Origin of the sequence: Streptomyces sp. NRRL B-1347 (genome assembly GCF_000720325.1) — a bacterium.
Classification (GTDB): domain Bacteria; phylum Actinomycetota; class Actinomycetes; order Streptomycetales; family Streptomycetaceae; genus Streptomyces.
Map to the genome: position 1 here is coordinate 1 of NZ_JOJM01000008.1, position 20,744 is coordinate 20,744.

Genomic DNA, 20,744 nt, shown 5'->3' on the forward strand with positions numbered 1-20,744 from the left:
CCGGCGCAGAGCCACGAGCCCCGCGCGCCAGCAGCCCGCGCTCCGCCCGCCCGGGGTGTTCCCACCCGCCCGCCCCCACCGTGGAGGATTCGGCACAGGTGACAGGAAGCCCAACGCCTACCGGAGGCGGTGGTCCCTGGAGCGGGTGGTGAAGAGTGACGCCTGGTGTTCAGTGGGCGTGTTGCCCAAGGTGATGAGGTGGGGGGCCAGGGCGAGGGAATGGGTGCGGGAGGGCTCCTTGGTGGACCAGAGGGCTCGTACCGTGCCTTGTACGGCCTCGGTGGGGTGGGAGGCGATCGTCGTCGCCGCGCGGAGGGCCGTGGGGAGCAGCTCGGCGCCGGGGCACAGCTCGGAGACGAGGCCCACCTCGTACGCCCGCCGTGCGGACATCCGCTCGGCCGTGCCCATGAGGGCCGTGCGCGCCACCTCCCCGAACGGCATCCGCTGCGCCATGTGGACGGTCTCGTACGCGCTGACCATTCCGTACGTCGTGTGCGGATCGAAGAACGTGGCGTGCTCGGCGGCGATGACGAACTCCGCCTCGCCGAGCAGGTAGAAGGCCCCGCCGCAGGCCATGCCGTTGACGGCGGCGAGTACCGGCTTCCACAGGTCGTTGGCCTTGGGTCCGACCGTGAGCAGCGGGTCGTCGAGGGAGTAGGGCGAGGACGGCTGCGGCACCTCGGCCCCGCGGTCGATGCCGGTGCAGAACGCCCGGTCGCCCGCGCCGGTGAGGACCACGGCCCGGACGGTGTCGTCGTGGCGCAACTCCCGCCAGGTGGCGGATAGTTCCGCTGCCAAGGGCAGGTCGATCGCGTTGTGGCGGGACGGGCGGTCCAGGGTGAGGACTGCCACGCCCGTGTCTTTGTCCCGTTCCAGCCGCAGGCCCGCGGGCACCGCCGCCGTCACGGCCGCTCCAGGACCCAGCGCGGCACGACGACGCCGCCCTGGTCGGCGAAGACCGCCTGGACCCGGGCCCCGACGCGGATCCTGCCGGGCGGCAGGGAGTCCAGCGGCGCCCCGGCCCGCGCGACGAGGTTGCCGACGAGCCGGATGCGCGGGGCGTCGGTGAGCTCCACGACGACCGGGTGGTAGGGCGCGAGGGCGGCGTACGCGGGCAGCAGCGGTGGGTGCGGGACGACGTACGACCAGATCCGGCCCTTGCCGCTCGTCCGGCGCCAGGCGGTGGCGAAGGAGCCGCAGTGCGGGCAGCAGGGGCGGGGCGGGAAGCGGAGCGCGCCGCAGCCGTCGGCCGCGCAGGCCTGGACGCGCAGTTCGCCGCGGGCCGCGTACTCCCAGAAGGGGGCGCCGTCGTCGTCGACGACGGGGGTCAGCAGTTCGTTCATCAGCCTCTCAGCTCCTCCGTGGCCTGTCGGTCGCTCCGGCGAGAGCGGCCGCCGCTCCTCAGTTCCGCAGAAGGACCGCCGATGTCGGCACCCCCTCGCCCGCCGTGACCAGGCACGTCGCCGCCCCGGGCACCTGCGCGGTGCTCGCGCCCCGCAGCTGCCGCACGCCTTCGGTGATCAGGTTGAAGCCGTGCACGTACGCCTCGCTGAGGCCGCCGCCCGCCGTGTTGAGGGGGAGGCGGCCGCCGATCTCCAGGGCGCCGCCCTCGGTGAACGCGCCGCCCTCGCCCCGGTCGCAGAAGCCGTAGCCCTCCAGGGAGAGCGGGACGAGGGCGGTGAACGCGTCGTAGATCTGGGCGACGTCGACGTCCTCGGGGCCGAAGTCGGCGTGTTTCCACAGGTGCCGGGCGGCGGTCCAGGCGGGCCCGGAGAGCGGGTCGTCGTTCCAGTAGTTGACCATGCCGTGGTGCTGGGCGGGCAGCGCCTGCGCGACGGAGTGGACGTACACGGGCCGGTGGCGGCAGTCGCGGGCGCGGTCGGCGGAGACGAGCACGCAGGCCAACGCCCCGTCGGTCTCCAGGCAGTTGTCGAAGAGGCACAGCGGCTCGCTGATCCAGCGCGAGGTCATGTACATGTCACGAGTGAGCGGACGCTCGTACATGATCGCGTCGGGATTCTGGTTGGCGCGGTTCCTGCAGGCCAGGGCCACGTTGAAGAGGTGATCGCGGCTCGCGCCGTACTCGTGCATGTAGCGGCGGGTGAGCATCGCTATCTCGTCGACAGGACGAAGCAGGCCGAAGGGCCGGGTCCACTGGGCGGGGGTGGGGAGTTGGGCGGTGGTGTTCTTCCACGGCCGCGGCCCGCTGCCGCGCTTGCGGGACCGCCAGGCGACGCCGACGGTCGCCTGGCCCGTGGTGATCGCGGCGGCGAGGTGGGCGAGCGTGGCGCAGGAACCGCCGCCCCCGTACCCCGCCTTGCTGAAGAAGGTCACGTCACCGGCGCCGATGGCCTTCGCCACCTCCACCTCGTCGGTCTCCTCCATGGTGTACGAGGCGAAGGCGTCGACCTCGGCGGGGGAGATACCCGCGTCGGCGAGCGCGGCGAGCACGGCGCGGCACGCCAAGGCCTTCTCGCTCTCGGGCAGTTGCCGGGCGAAGGCGGTCTGCCCGATGCCGACGATCGCCGTGGCGTCCTTGATCGAGGCCGTTCCGTCAGGTCTTCCGGCGCGAGCGGCGGGCCCTGTGGCCCTTCCGGTGGCCGCGGGTCCTGTGGAACCGTCGGTTGCCGGCAGTTTTCTGGGGGAAGTCATCCGGGTGCCTCCAGACGCCTCGCGGTGCGCCACGCTGCTGACAGCGCGCCAGGCTACAGCTAATCTGACGGATAGTCAGCTACGTGACGGAGGGGGATGGGTGAGGATGCGCGGTGACCTGGAGTGGGGCAGTGTCCCGGGCCTGGTCCGGGCGGCGGTGCGGCGCTTCGGTGACCGGGAGGCGGTCGTCGAGGGCCGTACGCGCGTGACGTACGAGGAGCTGGGGGAGCGCGTCGAGCGGGCCGCGGCCGCGTGTCTGGCGCGCGGAGTGCGGGCCGGCGACCGCGTCGCCGTCTGGGCGCCCAACACCCTCGACTGGATCGTGTCGGCCCTCGGCGCGGTCAGCGCGGGCGCCGTGCTCGTCCCCATCAACACCCGCTTCAAGGGCACGGAGGCGGCCTACGTCCTGCGCCGCTCGCGCGCCCGGCTGCTCTTCGTCACCGGCACGTTCCTCGGCACCTCGTACGTCGCCGCGCTGCGCCGCGCGGCCGGTGACGGCACCGGCGACGGGCCGCTGCCAGGGCTGCCGCACCTGGAGGAGGTGGTGGTGCTCGCCGACGACGCCCCCGCCGACTTCCGCACCTGGAAGGACTTCCTCGCGGGCGGCGACGCGGTCACCGGCGCCGAGGTGCGGGCCCGCGCGGACGCCGTCGAGGGCGGCTGGCCGTCGGACATCGTCTACACCTCGGGCACGACGGGGCGCCCCAAGGGCGCGGTGATCACCCACGCGCAGACGCTGCGCTGCTACGAGATCTGGAGCGACCTCGCCGGACTCCGCGAAGGCGACCGCTACTTGATCGTGAACCCCTTCTTCCACACCTTCGGCTACAAGGCCGGGATCATCGCCTGCCTGATGCGGGGCGCCACGATGATCCCGCAGCCGGTGTTCGACGTGGACGCGGTCCTCGCGAACGTGGCCGCCGAGCGCGTCTCGGTCCTGCCCGGACCGCCCACCCTGCACCAGGCGCTCCTCGACCACCCCGCGCGCGGCGCCCACGACCTGTCCGCGCTGCGGCTCGTGGTGACGGGCGCCGCGGTGGTGCCGCTGCGCCTGGTGGAGCGGCTCCGCAGCGAGCTGCGCATCGCCACCGTCCTGACCGCGTACGGGCTCTCCGAGGCCAGCGGCATCGTCACGATGTGCCGTCGGGACGACGCCGGGGAGGTCGTCGCCTCGACGTCGGGCCGTGCGATACCCGGCACGGAGGTGCGGATCGTGTCGATGGCGGGCGAGACGCTGCCGCCCGGCAGCCCCGGCGAGGTCCTGGTCCGCGGCCACCACGTGATGAGCGGCTACTACGAGGACCCGTCCGAGACCAAGAAGGTCCTGACCGGGGACGGCTGGCTGCGGACGGGCGACGTGGGCGTCCTCGACGAGGGCGGCAACCTCCGCATCACCGACCGGATCAAGGACATGTTCATCGTCGGCGGCTTCAACGCCTACCCCGCCGAGATAGAGCAGCTCCTCGGCGTCCACCCCGACGTGGCCGACGTCGCCGTGATCGGGGTCGCGGACGCGCGCCTGGGCGAGGTCGGCAAGGCGTACGTGGTGCGCCGTCCCGGCGCCACGCTCACGGCCGACGACGTGATCGCCTGGTCGCGGCGCGAGATGGCGAACTACAAGGTCCCCAGGGAGGTGGAGTTCGTGCCCGACCTGCCCCGCAACGCGAGCGGCAAGGTGCTGAAGGGCGAGCTGCGCCGCCGCGGCGCGACCGGCTGACGGCTCAGCCCTCGGTCGCGGCCCGTTCGGCCGTGCTCCGCTCCACGCAGAACTCGTTGCCCTCGATGTCGGCCAGGGTCACCCAGCCCCTGCCGTCGGGCCTGCGGTGGTCGGCGACGAGTGCGGCCCCCAGCTTCAGGACCCGCTCCACCTCCTCGTCGCGGGACCGCTCCTGCGGCTGGAGGTCGAAGTGGACGCGGTTCTTCGCGGTCTTGTCGTCCGGTACGCGGACGAAGAGCAGGGTCGGCCCCTCGGGCGTACTGACCAGGACCTCGTCGTCCCCCGGCAGGTCGCTCTCGGCGATCGACCCGCCGAGCACCCCCGCCCAGAAGGTGCCGAGCCCATAGGCGTCGTGACAGTCGAACGTGATGTGGCGCACCAGTGTGGTCATGGGCCGGACTATGGGGCACGGCACCGAAGCTGTCCAACGCTTTCCGGCCCCCCGGGCCCGTGAACGCCCCCGAGCCCGGGGCCGAGCGGGCGGCTCGGCCCCGGGGGCGCTCAGGTCCGCGGCGGCGTCGGCATCTGGCCGTCACCGGGCGGTGCCGGGAAGTGCCCGTCGCCCAGCGGGGCGACCGCCATGTGACCGTCCCCGAGCGGTCCTGCCGGAGAGTGACTGTCGGCGAAGGCCGGAGCGGACGCTCCCGCCGAGGCTGCGGCTATCACGGCCAGCGTGACGAGGGTCTTTCTGGTTTTAGTCATTCCAACTCCTTGGAGGGGGCAGACTTTCACTGAGGACTCTAGCCGCATATGAGAGCGTTTGTTCTAATAACTCCGGGTAAATCCCTATATGTTACTTCGCAAGCGTGCAGGTCGGGATACGCCTCGGCCGCGGCGGCTCCCCCTCCGCGCCGCCGCGGCCGATCCCCGTCAGGATGAAAGTGTCAGGCGTCCTTCGCGGGCGGTGCCGGCATGTGGCCGTCACCCTTCGTGGTCGCCCCGCCCTTGGGAGGGGTGGGCATGTGACCTTCGCCGGTCGGGACTATCGGTCCGTCCTCAGGCGGTGCGGGCATGTGCCCGTCCCCCATGGGCTTGAGGACTTTCTTCTTCTTGTTGTCGCTCATGTGTGACTCCAGCTTGGTGCGGGGCTCCGGGACTAGACCGCCCGCTCGGCAACTCCCCCGAGGGTCGCCGAGCGGGCGGTCCAGGGCCGCTCACGATAGCTGTGGGGCCCACGCGACCCGTCTGCCCCCCGACGCGACGGATCGTTGAAATAAGAGTGGCAGCCCGTCATAAACGTTCGATGAACGTGCTCGAAGAAGGCCTTACGCGGCCGCTACCGGGCGCAGCAGGACACGCACCTCGTCCGCCTCCGGAGCCCCGGTCTGCTCGTGCAGGGCCAGCGCTTTGTTCCAGCAGGCCCGTGCCCGGTCGATCTGCCCGAGGCTGTCGAGCGCCTTGCCGAGCACGGTGAGGACGTTGGCGCGCATCCAGTCGCCGCCGACGCAGCCGGTGGCGAGGGCCTGCTCGGCGTGCTTGGCGGCCTGTGCCGGGTGGCGGGCCGCCAGGTGGGTCTGGGCGATGCGGTAGTGCGCCGTGCCCTCCCACAGCCGCTGGCGGTACTCCGCGAAGACCCGCTGGGCCTCGGTCAGCTGGACGAGCGCCTCCGCGTGCCGGCCGGACTGGCTGAGGCCGATGCCCAGCGCGTACCGGGCGTTGGCGACCCGGAAGCTGATGCCGAGCTCGTCGTAGAGGGCCATGCCCTGGCGGGCGAGCTCGATGGACTGGTCGGTGCGCCCCATCATGGCGAGGGTCCGGGACCAGTTGCACAGGGAGCTGGCCTCGCCGTGGCGGTTGCCGTCGAGCCGGAAGGCCTCGATGGCGCGCAGGACGTGCTTCTCGACGGTCTTGAGCGCGTGCGGATCGCTGCCCGCGTGCTGGTTCATGCAGCCCACGGAGATGGCCAGTTCGTTCGCGGCGTTGCCGCGCGTCCAGGGGTCCTCGGTGGTCTCGGCGTGGTCCGCGGCGCGCTGGAGCTCCACGGCGGCCTGCTCGAAGGAGCCGAGCTTGTTGAGGACCTGCCCGAGGGTCACGCGGGCCCGGCCCTCGGCGTGCGGGTCCTCCGCCTCGTGCGCGGCGTCGCAGGCCGCCCGGGTCACCAGCTCGAAGCGGTGCGAGCTCGCCCCCGACTCCGCCAGGTCCTTGGCCGCGAGCAGCAGGTCCACCGCGCGCCGCAGTCCGGCGTGGCCCAGGGACTGCTGGACGCAGGCCAGGATGCAGGCCGCCTCCGCGTGCAGCCAGTCCAGGGCCTTGCCGTCGTCCGTGAAGCCCCGCACGGGGTGGTCGACGGACTCCAGGTGATCCACCGTCCGGTCGCCAGGACGTTCGATCGCGTACACCCGGGCCGCCGACGCCAGGTAGAAGTCCAGGAGGCGGGAGAGCGCGGCCTCGCGTTCGCTGGGCGGGAGTTCGTCGCGTTCGGCGCAGGCGCGGGCGTAGAGGCGGACGAGGTCGTGGTAGCGGTAGCGGCCGGGGGCGGCGGACTCCAGGAGGGAGGTGTCGACCAGGGACTCCAGGAGGTCCTCGGCGTCCTCGGGGGCGAGGTCGAGCATCGCGGCGGCGGCGGTGAGGGAGATGTCGGGGCCGTCGGCGAGGCCGAGGAGGCGGAAGGCGCGGGCCTGGGCGGGCTCCAGCTGGCCGTAGCCGAGCTCGAAGGTGGCCTCGACGGCGAGGTCGCCCGCCTGGAGCTCGTCGAGGCGGCGGCGCTCGTCGGCCAGCTTCGCGGCCAGGGTGGAGACGGTCCAGGTGCGGCGGGCCGCGAGGCGCGAGGCCGCGATGCGGATGGCCAGGGGCAGGAAGCCGCAGGCGGCGACCACGTCGAGGGCCGCCTCCCGCTCGGACGCGACCCGCTCCTCGCCGACGATCTTCGTGAACAGCTGGAGCGCCTCGTCGGGGGACATCACGTCCAGGTCGACGAGGTGGGCCCCGGCCAGGTCCACCATCCGGGTGCGGGAGGTGACCAGGGCGGCGCAGCCCTCCGTGCCGGGCAGCAGGGGGCGGACCTGGGCGGCGTCGCGGGCGTTGTCGAGCAGGACGAGGACGCGGCGGCCGTCCAGGACGGAGCGGAACAGGGCGGCCCGCTCCTCCAGGGTGTCGGGGATGTCGGGGTCGGCCGTGCCGAGGGCGCGCAGGAAGGCGCCAAGTACCGTCTCGGGCTCGGCGACTCTGGGGCCCGCGCCCTGGAGGTCGACGTACAGCTGTCCGTCGGGGAAGTGCGGGCGCGCGGCGTGCGCGACGTGCACGGCGAGGGTGGTCTTGCCGACGCCGCCGATGCCCGCGAGGGCCGACACCGCCATCACGCGGCCCTCGGCCGTGGAGAGGATGTCGCTCAGCTCCTTGACGAAGGAGACGCGGCCGGTGAAGTCCTGCACGGTGGCGGGGAGTTGCGCGGGCCGGATCACGCCGGCGGACGGTTCGGCGGCGGGGGCCGAGGGCTCGGCGAGGGCCGGGTCGGCCTGGAGGATGCGCTGCTGGAGCTCCTGGAGGCCGGGGCGCGGGTCGACGCCGAGCTCGTCGGCGAGCAGGCGCCGGGTGTCGGCGTAGACGGCGAGGGCCTCGGCCTGGCGGCCGGAGCGGTAGAGGGCCAGCATCAGCAGTTCGCGCAGGCGCTCGCGCAGCGGGTGCGCGGCGGTCAGGGCGGTGAGTTCGGAGACGGACTCGGCGTGGCAGCCCTGTTCGAGGTCCATGTCGAGGCGGGCCTCGACCAGTTGCAGGCGCCACTCCTCCAGGCGGGTGCGCTGGGCGTCGGCGTACGGTCCGGGCACGTTCGCGAGGGGCTCGCCGTCCCACAGGGACAGGGCCTTGTTGACGAGGGCGCGGGCCTGGCACAGGTCGCCCTGGGCGCGGGCCCGTTCGGCGACGGTCCACAGGGTCTCGGCCTCGGCGAGGTCGAGCGCGCCCTCGGCGGCGCGCACCGCGTAGCCGCCGGACTCGCTGACGAGGACGCCGGGCGGGAGCACCTTGCGCAGCCGTGAGGCGTAGGTGCGGATGGCGGCGAGGGCCTGGGACGGGGACTCCTCGCCCCAGATGGCGTCGATGAGTTCGGACGCGGTGGCCGTGCGGCCGTCGCGCAGGAGCAGGGCGGCGAGCAGCGCGCGCTGCTGCGGGGAGCCGGTGGACAGCTGCTCGTCCCCGAGCCGGGCGCGGACGGGCCCGAGCACGCTGAACCGTGCGGTTGGCTGAACGTCACCCTCGACCCCGGCCACGCCCGCCCTCTCACCACCACCTGCGGCACCCGCTGTGCCTGCGCCCGAGGTGCATGCACCCGCCGTGCCTGCGGCGCCCGCTGTGCCTGCGGCACTCGGGATGCCCGTGCCTGCGGTGCCTGCACCCATCGTGCTCGCGGTGCTTGCGGCGCCCGCCACGCCTGCGGCGGTCGCGATGCCCGCGCCTGCGGCACCGGTCCTTCCGGCGGTACCTGCCGCGTCTGCGGCAGACGGGGTGCCCGCACCCGCAGTGCCTGCGGCGTCCGCGGCAGTCGCGATGCCCGCCCCCGAGGTGCCCGCACCCGTCGTGCCTGCGGCGCCCGCCGCGGACAGCGGCCCCGCGGCCAGGCCCCTCTTGCTCCTGCCGCCGCGCGCGGACCGGCCCGGGGCAGGGGTCGGCCCGTGGTCCGCGGCAGGCGTGGGCCCGGCCGGGCCCGTGCCGGGGTCCGGCTCCTGGCCCGCGCCAAGCGAAGCGCTTCCCGCCGCCGGACGCCGCTGCTCCGGAACTCGCGGTAGACCGTCCATCGCTCCCCCTGCTGCCCTGCCGCACGCAGTTGCCTATGTCTGATCAAATACGCCCAACTGTGCGCGGCTGTGCCCGGTTCGTGCCTGCTGTGCCCGATACGGGCCTGCCCGCCCGTACGACGTACTGCGGTGCACAGTTTGCCTTGTCGAGGGCGAATGCGTCAGCCGTGCGAGACGGCTCTCACAGGGTCATCGCACCAGTGACCGGATTCGGACAACTGACGGATCGTCAGATACGCGCTACCGTGGTCGGCATGGAGACCGTGGAGAACACTGCGGAGAGCACCCGGGACACCGCCGTCACCAGGCCCCCGTTCCCCCGGATCATCTCGGTGGACGACCACACGGTGGAGCCCCCGCACGTCTGGCGGGACCGGCTGCCGGGGAAGTACCGCGACCGCGGGCCGCGCATCGTCCGCGCCCCCCTGAAGGAAATGTCGTTCTTGGGCGGAAAGTTCGCCCCGGTGATGGGAGCGAAGGGGGACGAAGGCCCCATCGGGGACTGGTGGGTGTACGAGGATCTGCACCGGCCCCTGACCCGTCTCGACACGGCCGTCGGCTACTCCCGTGACGAGATCCGGCTCGAGGTCATCACCTACGAGCAGATGCGACAGGGCTCCCACAGCGTCCCGGAGCGCCTCGCCGACATGGACGTCAATCACGTCCAGTCCGGTCTGTGCTTCCCGACCTTCCCGCGCTTCTGCGGCCAGACGTTCACCGAGGCCAAGGATCGCGACCTGGGACTTCACTGTGTGCGCGCGTATAACGACTGGATGGTGGAGGAGTGGTGCGGGCCCGCGGCCCGAGGGCGCCTGATACCGCTCACCCTGATCCCGCTGTGGGACGCGGACCTCGCGGCGGCCGAGGTGCGGCGCAACGCCGCCCGCGGCGTACGGGCCGTGGCGTTCTCGGAAATACCCCCTCACCTGGGGCTTCCCTCGATCCACACCGACTACTGGGATCCCTTCCTCGCGGCCTGCGACGAGACCGGCACGGTCGTCGCCATGCACATCGGGTCGTCCAGCAAGATGCCCTCCACGTCGGCCGACGCGCCGCCCGCCGTCGGTTCCACCATCACGTTCGCGAACTGCTGCTTCTCGATGGTCGACTGGCTGATGAGCGGCAAGTTCGAGCGGTTTCCACGGCTGCGCGTCATGTACGCCGAGGGACAGATCGGCTGGATTCCGTACATCATGGAGCGTGCGGACGTGGTGTGGGAGGAGAACCGCGCCTGGGGCGGCGTGGCCGACAAGGTCCGCAGGCCCCCGTCCGAGCTGTTCGCCGAGCACGTCTACGGCTGCTTCTTCGACGACGCCTTCGGCCTGCGGAACCTCGACGCGATCGGCGTCGGGAACGTCCTGTACGAGACCGACTACCCGCACTCGGACTCCACCTGGCCGAAATCGCGCGAGGTCGGCGAGGCACAGATGGGGCATCTCGCCCCGGACGCGGTGGAGCGCATCGTCCGCGGCAACGCGATCGATCTCCTGGGGCTGACCCCCGACGGGCTGTGGCCGGGGCCTGCGGCCTGAGCCGGCCTCAGTCCTCCACGGGGAGCCCGCTGGTGTCCAGCGTGAACTCGCGGCCGTCGGAGAGCTTCAGATCGACGGCCGCCCCGTACGGGTACTCGGTCTTCCTGCGGTAGCCGGTGGCGCCGGACCCCTCGTACAGCGTGCACAGCTTCTTGAACGGGTCGAGGATGAGGTACGTCTCGATGCCGAAGCGGCTGTACGTGGCGACCTTGGTGACGTAGTCGTTGTCGTCGGACTCCGTGGACACGATCTCGACGGCGGCGATGACGTCCAGACAGGTGTACCGCTTGCCGCGGGGCTGTGCGCCCTCGTCGAGGATGGTGATGTCGGGCGCTGACGAGGTCTCTCCGGGGAAGTCGATGGCGACGTCGACGACGAGGGGGACCTGCTCGCCCAGGATGCGCTCGGCCTGGCGGGTCACGTTGCGAATCGTGTTCGACCGCACGGGGCTCTGCGGAGTCATGATCACCTTTCCGTCGATGATCTCGACGACATAGCCCTCGGTGTTGGTGCTCCGCGCTTCCACTTCTCGCCAGAGGCGGTCGAGCACTGTCATCGCCGTCGTCCTTCCGGCCCTCACTGGCTGGATCTCCCGCGTGTTCCAGGCTAGCGGGGCGGTGTGCGTGCACCTCGGGTCATCGCGATCTCGCCATGAGTGACATGTCAGTGCCTCGGGTTTCAATCGGAGGCATGGCGATCAGACGTGAGCGGGCCAATGTCGACCCCTACTCGCACGAGCCGCACGTGCCGGACGCGGAGCGGGTGGTGCGGCGTGGGGACTGGTACGGGCGGGACCTGTCGGGGGAGGTGTTCGAGCGCTTCACGTTCTTCGACACGGATCTGACGGAGGCCGGGGCCGAGGGAGCCGTGTTCGACGGGTGCACCTTCGCCGGGGTGAAGTTCAACGCCGCCCGGTTCGCCTCGACGGCCTTCACCAACTGCACCTTCAAGCGCTGCGTCTTCTTCGACACCCGGTTCGAGCAGTGCAAGGCGGTGGGGAGCCTCTTCCAGCAGTGCGCGTACACGGTCCTGGAGGTGCGGGGCGGGGACTGGTCCTTCGTCGCGCTGCCCGGCGCCGATCTGCGCAAGGCCGTCTTCGACGGGGTGCGGATGCGGGAGGCGGACCTCACCGCGGCCCGCCTGGAGGAGGCGACGGTGACCTGCTGCGACCTGTCGGGCGCCCAGCTGCACAGCACCCAGCTGAGGGGGGCCGACCTGCGCGGCAGCGATCTGTCCGCCCTCGACCCGCTGACCGTGGCGATCGGCGGCACCAAGGTCGACCTGGACCAGGCGGGGGTGATCGCCGGGGCCCTCGGCTTCGAGGTGGGCTGAGCGGTCGGGCGGGCCGGGTCGGCGGACCGGGCGCCCCTGGGCCTTGTCTGATGGGTCGTCAGGTACGACCATGTGGTGCGGCGAGACAAGTGACGTACTGTCAGATGTCGTCGAGGGGTGGGGTTCCCATGGTGCCGGTGCCGGACAGTGCGGAAGGCTTCCCCGCGGACCGCCTCAGCTACGGCATGCAGCTGCCGGTGCAGGCGCGCAGCGTGGTGTTCGCCGAGGCGTGGGAGGCGGGCGCGGGCGCGGCCGATCTGGTGGCGGTGGCACGGGCGGCGGACCGGGCGGGGTTCGCGTACGTGGCGTGCTGCGACCACGTGGCGATCCCGCGGCGGCTCGCCGACGCGATGGGCACGACCTGGTACGACCCCGTGGCCACGCTCGCCCACCTCGCGGCGGTCACCGAGCGCGTCCAATTGCTCAGCCACGTCGCCGTGGTGGCCCTGCGGCACCCGCTGCTCACCGCCAAGCAGTACGCGACCCTGGACCACCTCAGCGGCGGCCGCCTGGTCCTCGGCGTCGGCGCGGGCCACGTGCCGGAGGAGTTCGCGGCGCTCGGCGTGGACTTCGCGCGGCGCGGGCCGCTGCTCGACGAGACGGTGGACGCGCTCAGGGCGGCGCTCGGCCCGGCCGAGTACCCCGAGCACCACGGCCCCGCCTTCGACTTCGCGGACCTCGGGCAGCGGCCCCGGCCCGCCCGGGAGCGGGTGCCGATCTGGGTGGGCGGCTCCTCGCCCGCCGCCGTGCGCCGCGCCGCGACGCGCGGGGACGGCTGGCTGCCCCAGGGCGACCCGCGCGACCGGCTGCCCGCGAAGATCGCCGAGCTCGCGCGGCTGCGCGAGCGGGCCGGGATCGAGGAGCCGATCACGGTCGGCGCCATCACCGAGCCCCTTTACGTGGGCGAGCCGTCCTGGCCGGTCGGGCGGCGTACCCTCACCGGCAAGCCGGACGCGCTCGCCGACTCGCTGCGCGCGTACGCGGCGATGGGCGTGCACCAGATCCAGGTGCGGTTCCGCAGCCGGAGCCGCACCGAACTCACCGACCAGATGGCGGCGTTCGGCGCACAGGTCGCGCCGCTGCTCGGCTGAAGGGGACCCGGATGGGCAAGCTCGACGGGCGTGTCGTCATCGTCACCGGTGGGGCGCGCGGCCAGGGGGAGCAGGAGGCGCGGCTCTTCGTCGCCGAAGGGGCCCGGGTCGTCATCGGGGACGTCCTGGACGAGCAGGGCGAGGCGCTGGCCAAGGACCTGGGGGACGCGGCGCGCTACGTCCGCCTCGACGTGGGCAGCGAGGACGACTGGCGGGCCGCGGTCGAGGCGACGATGGACGCCTTCGGCAAGGTCGACGGGCTCGTCAACAACGCGGGCATCCTGCGCTTCAACGAGCTGGTCAACACGCCTCTGGAGGAGTTCCAGCGGATCGTCCAGGTCAACCAGACCGGCGTGTTCCTCGGCATCAAGTCGGTGGCCCCGCACATCGGGGACGCGGGCGGCGGCACGATAGTGAACACCGCCTCGTACGCGGGGCTCACGGGCATGGCCTACATCGGGGCGTACAGCGCGACCAAGCACGCCATCATCGGCCTGACCCGCGTCGCCGCGATCGAGCTGGCGGGCCGGGGGGTCCGCGTGAACGCCATCTGCCCCGGCGCCATCGACACCGCCATGAGCAACCCCGCCCAGCTGGACCCGACGGCGGACGCGGAGAAGGCGTCCCGGGGTCTGGACGCGCTGTACCGCAAGCACGTGCCGCTCGGCCGGGTCGGCCGGGCGCACGAGGTGGCGCGGCTCGCCCTGTTCCTCAGCGCCGAGGAGGACTCGGCGTACATCACCGGGCAGCCGTTCGTGATCGACGGCGGCTGGCTGGCCGGGGTCAACGTTTTCTGACGGGCCGTCAGGTCGGCCGGGTATCGCTATTGACGCTCCGAGTCCCCGGTGGAACAGTCGAGGCACTCGATCTGACGGTGCGTCAGAAATGATGAGGACGGTGAACCGCCTTGGAATTCGGGCTCTTTGTACAGGGATACGTCGGCAAGCGGGCGCGGACCGACCCGCTGGCCGAGCACAGGGCGCTGATGGAAGAGACCGAGTACGTCATCGCGGCGGACAAGGCGGGCTTCAAGTACGCGTGGGCCTCCGAGCACCACTTCCTCGAGGAGTACTCGCACCTCTCGGCCAACGACGTCTTCCTCGGCTATCTGGCGCACGCCACCGAGCGCATCCACCTGGGCTCGGGGATCTTCAACCCGCTCGCGCAGGTCAACCACCCGGTGAAGGTCGCCGAGAAGGTGGCCATGCTCGACCACCTCAGTGAGGGCCGGTTCGAGTTCGGCAGCGGGCGCGGCGCCGGGTCGCACGAGATCCTCGGCTTCCTGCCCGGCATCACCGACATGAACCACACCAAGGAGATCTGGGAAGAGACCATCGCCGAGTTCCCCAAGATGTGGCTCCAGGAGGAGTACGAGGGGTTCCGGGGCAAGCACTGGTCGCTGCCGCCGCGCAAGGTGTTCCCCAAGCCGTACGGGGCCTCGCACCCCGCCATGTGGTACGCGGCCGGGTCGCCGCCGTCGTACGCGATGGCGGCGAAGAAGGGGCTCGGCGTGCTCGGCTTCAGCGTGCAGAAGGTCTCCGACATGGAGTGGGTCCTGGAGCAGTACAAGACGGCGATCCGGGACGCCGACCCCGTCGGGGGCTTCGTCAACGACAACGTGATGGTGACGTCCACGGCGATCTGCGCGCCCACGCACGAGGAGGCCGTGCGCACCGCGGTCAACAGCGAGCTCAACTACGTGCAGTCCCTGGTCTTCCGCTACCACGACACCTTCCCCCGGCCCGAGGGCATCCCGCGGTGGCCCGAGGTCCTGCCCGCGTACACCGAGGAGATCGTCGAGCTGCTCATCGCCGAGGAGCTGATGATCTGCGGGGACCCGGACGAGGTGCTCCGGCAGTGCAAGCGGTGGGAGCAGGCCGGGGCCGACCAGCTGTCCTTCGGGCTTCCGGTGGGGATCTCCGCCGAGGACACGCTGCGGACGATCCGGCTGATCGGGGAGCACGTGATTCCCAAGATCGACACGGATCCCGTGCACCGCACGAGCCGGTTCCGGGGCGGAGCTTAGCCCTCGCGGGGCGCCCCTGGCCCGCCCCTTCCCGAACCGGGGGCTTCGCCCCCGTACCCCCGTTTGTCGCGCTTCGCGCTCGTCCTCAAACGCCGGACGGGCTGAAAATGGGAGGCCGTCTCGCATGCTTGACCACCTCATCACGGGGGCCACTGTCGTCGACGGGACCGGTGCCGCGGCCCGCGTGGCCGATGTGGGCATCAAGGACGGGCGCGTCGCCGTCGTCGCCCCGGGTGTCACCACGGACAGCCGCACCGTCGAAGACGGTCGCGGCCTCGTGCTCGCGCCCGGGTTCGTGGATCCGCATACGCACTACGACGCGCAGCTCTTCTGGGATCCGTACGCCACACCGTCGTTGAACCACGGGGTGACGACCGTCGCGGGCGGGAACTGCGGGTTCACGCTGGCGCCGCTGAATCCGGCGCGGCCCGACGACGCCGACTACACGCGCCGGATGATGTCCAAGGTCGAGGGCATGTCCCTGGTGGCGCTCGAAGAGGGCGCGCCCTGGTCGTGGCGGTCCTTCGGGGAGTACCTGGACGCGCTGGAGGGGCGGATCGCCGTCAACGCCGGGTTCATGGTGGGGCACTGCGCGCTGCGGCGGTACGTGATGGGGGCCGACGCCGTCGGCGGGCAGCCGTCGGACGCGCAGCTGGAGCGGATGGTCGCGCTGCTGCACGAGGCGATGGCGGCGGGCGCCTGGGGCCTGTCCACGACGCAGTCGTCGACGCACTCGGACGGCGACGGCGCCCCTGTGGCGTCCCGGCACGCGCGCCCCGCCGAGCTGCTCGCGCTCGCGCGGGCGGTCGGCGAGCACGAGGGCACCCAGCTGGAGGCGATCGTCGCCGGCTGCCTGGACCGGTTCAGCGACGCCGAGGTCGACCTGCTCGTGGAGCTGAGCGCGGCCGCGGGACGGCCGCTGAACTGGAACGTGCTCACCATCGACGCGGCCGTGCCCGAGCGCGTGCCGCGCCAGCTCGTGCCCAGCGAGCGCGCCCGGGAGGTGGGCGGCCGGATCGTCGCCCTGACCATGCCGATCCTGACGCCGATGAACATGTCGCTCGGCACGTTCTGCGCCCTGAACCTCATCCCGGGATGGGGGGAGGTCCTGGGGCTCCCGATACCCGAGCGCATCGCGCGGCTCCGCGACCCGGACGTGCGCGCGGAGCTGCTGCGGCGCGCCACCGGTGAGGAGGCGGGCGTCTTCCGGCGGCTCGCGCACTTCGACCGGTACGTCATCGGGGACACGTACTCCGACGCCAACGCCGGGCTCGCGGGCCGGGTGGTCGGCGACATCGCCGCCGAGCGCGGCCAGGAGCCCTTCGCCTGCCTGGTCGACATCTGCGCCAACGACCGCATGCGGACCGTCCTGTGGCCCATGCCGACCGACAACGACCCCGCGTCGTGGGCGCTGCGCGCCGAGACCTGGGAGCACGAGGACGTGATGCTCGGCGGCTCCGACGCCGGGGCGCACCTGGACCGCATGTGCGGGGCGCCGTACACGACGCGGTTCCTCGGCGACTGCCTGCGCGGCCGGAAGCTGGTCGGCCTGGAGCGGGCGGTGCGGATGCTCACGGACGACCCGGCGCGCCTCTTCGGCCTGCGCGAGCGCGGCCGCGTCACGGAGGGCTACCACGCGGACCTCGTCCTCTTCGACCCGGAGACCATCGCCGCGGGCACCGCCACGCTCGTGCACGACCTGCCGGGGGACAGCCCGCGCCTGGACTCCAAGGCGCTCGGGGTGCGGGCCGTGTGGGTCAACGGCGTCGAGGCGATCCGCGACGACGTGGTGACGGGCGCGGTGCCCGGCCGGGTCCTCAGGTCGGGCCGTGACACCCGGACGGTGGCCACCAAGTGACCTTCACCGAGAGCCTGTTCATCGACGGCGAGCGGGTCGAGCCCGACGGCGGCCGCTACGACGTGCTCGACCCGGCGAGCGAGGAGGTCGTGGGCCGCGCGCCCGAGGCGAGCCCCGCGCAGGTCCGGCAGGCCGCCGCGGCCGCGCGGGAGGCCTTCGGCCCGTGGTCGCGCACGGCCCCCGAGGAGCGCGCGGCGGTCCTCGACCGGGCGGCCGGCATCCTCCAGCGGGACGCCGAGGAGCTCTCCGCCCTCGCCCAGGCCGAGACCGGCGCGACGACGGCGACGGCGCGCGGCATGCAGGTCGCGGTGGCCGCGGCACGCTTCAGACGGTATGCGAAGGGGGCGCTTGAACCCGTCGAGGAGGGTCTGCCGCCGCAGGTCAACGAGGCGGGGCCGCTGGGCCGCGCGGCCGCCGTCGGCGCCGTGGCGATCCGCCAGCCGGTCGGCGTGGTCACCTGCGTCACCTCGTACAACAACCCCTGGGCCAACGCGGTGGGCAAGGTCGCCCCGGCCCTGGCGATGGGCAACACCGTCCTGGTGAAACCCGCGCCCCAGGACCCGCTGTCCGTCTACCGGATGGCCGCGGCGCTCGCGGAGGCCGGGGCGCCGCCCGGCGTGGTGAACGTGGTCAGCGGCACCTCCGCCGCGGTCGGCGAGGCGGCCGTGGAGTGCGCCGACGTCGACATGGTGAGCTTCACCGGCTCCACGGCCGTCGGCCGGCGCATCGGCGAGGCGTGCGGGCGCGGCATGAAGCGCCAGCTCATGGAGTTGGGCGGCAAGGGCGCCGCCGTCGTCTTCGCGGACGCGGACCTGGACGCGGCGGTCGCCGGGATCGGCACGACGTTCTCCTTCTACAGCGGCCAGATCTGCACGGCACCGACCCGGGTGATCGTCCAACGCGCCGTCTACGAACCGCTCCTGGAGAAGCTCGCCGCGTACGCGTCGTACCTGAAGGTCGGCGACCCGCGGGCCCCGGGCACCGTGGTGGGCCCGGTCATCTCGGCGGCGCACCGGGACCGCGTCGAGGCGTACGTGGAGCTCGGCCGCAAGGAGGGCGCGCGCCTGGTCACCGGCGGCACTCGGCCGCCGGGCCCCGGCTTCTACGTCACCCCGGCGCTCCTCGCCGACTGCACCCCCGACATGCGCGTGGTCCGGGAGGAGATCTTCGGGCCCGTCGTCGTGGTGGTCCCCTTCGACGGCGACTCCGCCGAGGCCGCGGAGGACACCGCGGTGGCCCTCGCCAACGACAGCGACTACGGCCTGCTCTCCTACGTCTGGTCGGCGGACGCGGCCCGCGCCTTCCGCGTCGCGCGGCGCCTTCGCTCGGGCGGCGTCGGCGTGAACACGATCGCCCGCAACATGGAGGCGCCCTTCGGCGGCTTCAAGGCCAGCGGGGTCGGCCGCGACTGCGGGTCCTACGCCCTCGCCGCGTACAGCGAGACGCAGTCCGTGGTCTGGGCGGGGTGACCGCACGGGACCAGCCCGCACGGGACCGGGGGACTAGGTCCGGCGTGGTCCCCGGCTGGTCCCCGGGACGGATACGGGCCGGTCGCGGCCCCAACTAGCGTCCCCGGCATGAGAATCGCAGTGATCGGAACCGGAAACGTCGGCCGCGCCACCGCCCGGGCATGGGCCGCCGCCGGACACGACGTGGTGCTCGGCTCGCGTGACCCCGGGGCCAGGAAGGACGTCGGCGCGGAGCTCGGCCTGCCGCTCGCCGCGGTGCGGGAGGCGGCGGCGGGCGCGGAGGTGGTCGTGAACGCGACGCCCGGCGCGGACTCCGTGGCCCTGCTGCGCGCGGCGGGCGCCGACGTCCTCGACGGCAAGGTGCTCGTCGACATCGCCGTGGGCTACACCGTCGAGCCCCACGGCTTCGTCCTCACCCACGCCGAGGTGTCCCTCGGCGAGGAGATCCAGCGGGCCTTCCCCGCGGCCCGGGTCGTCAAGACCCTGACCACGATGGACTCCGTGACCATGGTCGCGCCGGGCGGTCTTACCGGGGAGAGCACGGTGTTCCTCTCCGGCGACGACCCCGCCGCGAAGAAGGTGACGGGCGCCCTGCTCACCGACCTCGGCTGGCCCGAGTCCGCCCACCTGGACCTGGGCGGCATCGAGACCGCCCGCGGCCAGGAGCACTTCGCCCACATGTTCGTGGCCCTTGCGGGAGCCCTCGGCACCCACGCCTTCAACATCCGGGTGGTGCCCCCGGCCGCGAAGTGATCAGCGCCCCAGGAAGATCGGGTTCGTGAGCGCCCGCATCGGGCCCGGCAGCGGCGGCGCCACCTGCGGCTTGCGCACCTCGGCGCGTACGTACGCCGCGTACGAGGCCGTGGTCCGCCACTCGGCGGAGCCGGTGCCCGTCTCGGCGACGGGCGGGCTCGTGAACAGGACGCCCTGGTCCGTCACGAAGCGGATCGTGCAGCCGGGTGCGCCCTTGACGTCCAGGCGGACCGTCACCGGGGCGTCGGCGTCCACGCGCAGGCGCTCGCCGATGCCCGCGTGCCGGCCCTTGCCGCCGGCCGCGGAGAAGGTCAGCTCGACCTCCTTGGCCTCGGCGATGTAGGAGCGGCCCGCGCGGATGCCCTCCTGGACGGCCTCGCGCGTCAGGTCGTCGGCGAGGACGACGGTCTGCGGGCGGCCCACCGGGTCCGGGTCGCGGTGGGCGTCGCTGTTGCCCATCGCGGGCGTCCAGCGGCGCCCGCCGCGCGCGGCCGCCACCAGGGCGTTGTCCCACTCGGAGAGGGCGACCTCGTCCTCGGGCGAGTAGGCGCCGTTCCACACCTCGACCGCGTCGGCCTCGCCGAAGCCGAACTTCCAGTTGCAGCCGACGCAGGTGGCGTGCGGATGGGCGGGCACCACGAGGCCTCCGGCGCGGCGCACGGCGCGGGCGTAGTGGCCGAAGCGGTTGTCGCGCGCCCGGTAGCGCCAGTCGATGAACGTGCCGGGGTCCGTACCGAGCGCGAGGACGTGGCCGTTGCGGGTGGTGATCTCCTCGCCGAGCAGCACCAGCAGGTCGTCCCCCGCGACCTCGGACCAGTGGGCGTGCGCGGAGTGGGTGTTGTGCTCCGATGTGTTGATGAAGTCCAGGCCCGCCGCGCGGGCGAGCGCCCCGATCTCGGCGGGGGTGCGCCGCCCGTCCGAGTACCAGGTGTGCAGATGGCAGTCGCCCCGGTACCAGGCGCGGCCCCGCCCCTTGGCCCGCTCCGGCGGGTACGTCGGCTTCGGCGTGCTGCCGGGCGCCCCGTAGGTGAGGGTGATGGTCACCTCGTACGGAAGGCCCTGCGGGGCCACCGTGTACGGGCCGAGCGCGATGTGCCAGCGGCCCGCGCGCACCGGCCCGGGGACGTAGCCCGGGGTCGCGTCGTCGGCGCGGACGAAGAACTCCGTGCGGGCGCCGCCCGACCAGCCGCGGAAGCCCTCGCCGCCGAGGTCCGTGCCGCGCTCGTCGAAGATGCCGATGTCCAGGGCGTTGCCGACGGTGCCCGCGGGCACCGTCGGCTTCTCGTAGGCGTAGGCGACATGGATCTCCCGCACGCCGCGCGGCACGTCCACCGGCAGGTAGACGAAGTCGGGCGAACCGGTGGGAAGCGTGCCCTTGACGGTCTTCGTCTCCTTGCCGGAGCGCCGCTCGGCGGCCCCGGCTTCGTCTGCGAAGCTCACGGTTCCCAACGTAAGGGCGGTGGCCGCCCCCGTCACGAGCAGCGCCCGTCTGTTCAGGTGGTGTTCGTCCTCGCACATGGTGGCTCCCCAGAGTCGGTGACGACGGTGACGACGAGACATGAGTGGTGCGTGCAACCCTGGTAT

General features: G+C 72.7%; 17 protein-coding genes and 1 pseudogene. 9 read left to right on the top strand and 9 right to left on the bottom strand.

What is annotated here, in order from left to right; genetic code table 11:
• Nucleotides 1-117: 117 nt before the first annotated feature.
• The 3 genes from IG74_RS0110465 to IG74_RS0110475 are packed head-to-tail and all read right to left on the bottom strand — an operon-like array spanning nt 118 to nt 2,652.
• Nucleotides 118-894, bottom strand: coding sequence for an enoyl-CoA hydratase/isomerase family protein (locus tag IG74_RS0110465; RefSeq protein ID WP_030673359.1), 777 nt, complete (start codon nt 892-894; stop codon nt 118-120).
• A gap of 8 nt (nt 895-902) precedes the next feature.
• A complete protein-coding gene (locus IG74_RS0110470; protein WP_063761230.1) occupies nt 903-1,343 on the bottom strand; it encodes a Zn-ribbon domain-containing OB-fold protein in 441 nt (146 codons plus the stop codon).
• Nucleotides 1,344-1,401: 58 nt separating this feature from the next.
• A complete protein-coding gene (locus IG74_RS0110475; protein ID WP_420709879.1) occupies nt 1,402-2,652 on the bottom strand; it encodes a lipid-transfer protein in 1,251 nt (416 codons plus the stop codon).
• 106 nt (nt 2,653-2,758) lie between these two features.
• Between IG74_RS0110475 and IG74_RS0110480 the strand changes: the two genes are divergently transcribed.
• Entirely contained in the window at nt 2,759-4,369 is a 1,611-nt protein-coding gene (locus IG74_RS0110480) for a FadD3 family acyl-CoA ligase (protein WP_030673366.1), read from the top strand.
• 4 nt (nt 4,370-4,373) lie between these two features.
• Here the strand turns inward: IG74_RS0110480 and IG74_RS0110485 are convergent, their stop codons facing one another.
• The 4 genes from IG74_RS0110485 to IG74_RS0110495 all read right to left on the bottom strand — a co-directional run bounded on the left by IG74_RS0110485 (nt 4,374) and on the right by IG74_RS0110495 (nt 8,529).
• Nucleotides 4,374-4,760, bottom strand: coding sequence for a VOC family protein (locus IG74_RS0110485; protein WP_030673368.1), 387 nt, complete (start codon nt 4,758-4,760; stop codon nt 4,374-4,376).
• Nucleotides 4,761-4,870: 110 nt separating this feature from the next.
• Nucleotides 4,871-5,071, bottom strand: a complete 201-nt coding sequence (locus tag IG74_RS50930; protein ID WP_107058917.1) for a hypothetical protein — start codon at nt 5,069-5,071, stop codon at nt 4,871-4,873.
• A gap of 182 nt (nt 5,072-5,253) precedes the next feature.
• The gene (locus IG74_RS47860; RefSeq protein WP_051854768.1) at nt 5,254-5,433 is read right to left on the bottom strand and encodes a hypothetical protein; all 180 of its coding nucleotides are present in this window, start codon (nt 5,431-5,433) and stop codon (nt 5,254-5,256) included.
• Between the two features lie 201 nt (nt 5,434-5,634).
• Nucleotides 5,635-8,529: an AfsR/SARP family transcriptional regulator gene (locus tag IG74_RS0110495; RefSeq protein ID WP_030673373.1), complete on the bottom strand. Its 2,895-nt coding sequence runs from the start codon at nt 8,527-8,529 to the stop codon at nt 5,635-5,637.
• Between the two features lie 824 nt (nt 8,530-9,353).
• Between IG74_RS0110495 and IG74_RS0110500 the strand changes: the two genes are divergently transcribed.
• A complete protein-coding gene (locus IG74_RS0110500) occupies nt 9,354-10,631 on the top strand; it encodes an amidohydrolase family protein (protein WP_051854770.1) in 1,278 nt (425 codons plus the stop codon).
• 7 nt (nt 10,632-10,638) lie between these two features.
• Here the strand turns inward: IG74_RS0110500 and IG74_RS0110505 are convergent, their stop codons facing one another.
• Nucleotides 10,639-11,187 carry a Uma2 family endonuclease gene (locus tag IG74_RS0110505; protein WP_030673377.1) on the bottom strand — a complete coding sequence of 183 codons (549 nt, stop codon included), beginning with the start codon at nt 11,185-11,187 and terminating at the stop codon, nt 10,639-10,641.
• 134 nt (nt 11,188-11,321) lie between these two features.
• On the opposite strand from IG74_RS0110505, the gene IG74_RS0110510 reads away from it, so the two are divergent.
• The 7 genes and pseudogenes from IG74_RS0110510 to IG74_RS0110540 all read left to right on the top strand — a co-directional run.
• Entirely contained in the window at nt 11,322-11,963 is a 642-nt protein-coding gene (locus tag IG74_RS0110510) for a pentapeptide repeat-containing protein (RefSeq protein ID WP_030673380.1), read from the top strand.
• A 128-nt stretch (nt 11,964-12,091) separates the two neighbouring features.
• The gene (locus tag IG74_RS0110515) at nt 12,092-13,054 is read left to right on the top strand and encodes a TIGR03619 family F420-dependent LLM class oxidoreductase (protein ID WP_051854771.1); all 963 of its coding nucleotides are present in this window, start codon (nt 12,092-12,094) and stop codon (nt 13,052-13,054) included.
• A gap of 11 nt (nt 13,055-13,065) precedes the next feature.
• Nucleotides 13,066-13,851, top strand: a complete 786-nt coding sequence (locus tag IG74_RS0110520) for an SDR family NAD(P)-dependent oxidoreductase (protein ID WP_030673385.1) — start codon at nt 13,066-13,068, stop codon at nt 13,849-13,851.
• A gap of 110 nt (nt 13,852-13,961) precedes the next feature.
• On the top strand, nt 13,962-15,080 hold the full coding sequence (locus IG74_RS0110525; RefSeq protein ID WP_030673390.1) for an LLM class flavin-dependent oxidoreductase: 1,119 nt from the start codon (nt 13,962-13,964) through the stop codon (nt 15,078-15,080).
• A 124-nt stretch (nt 15,081-15,204) separates the two neighbouring features.
• On the top strand, nt 15,205-16,938 hold the full coding sequence (locus IG74_RS0110530) for an N-acyl-D-amino-acid deacylase family protein (RefSeq protein ID WP_030673393.1): 1,734 nt from the start codon (nt 15,205-15,207) through the stop codon (nt 16,936-16,938).
• A complete protein-coding gene (locus tag IG74_RS0110535) occupies nt 16,935-18,407 on the top strand; it encodes an aldehyde dehydrogenase family protein (protein ID WP_030673395.1) in 1,473 nt (490 codons plus the stop codon). The genes IG74_RS0110530 and IG74_RS0110535 overlap by 4 nt, the downstream gene beginning before the upstream one ends.
• 105 nt (nt 18,408-18,512) lie before the next feature.
• Nucleotides 18,513-19,160 (top strand): annotated as a pseudogene (locus IG74_RS0110540) (NADPH-dependent F420 reductase); the annotation flags it as partial.
• On the opposite strand, the gene IG74_RS0110545 reads toward IG74_RS0110540, so the two are convergent.
• Complete coding sequence (locus IG74_RS0110545) at nt 19,161-20,678, bottom strand: CehA/McbA family metallohydrolase (protein ID WP_030673401.1); 1,518 nt, start codon at nt 20,676-20,678, stop codon at nt 19,161-19,163.
• Nucleotides 20,679-20,744: the final 66 nt, after the last annotated feature.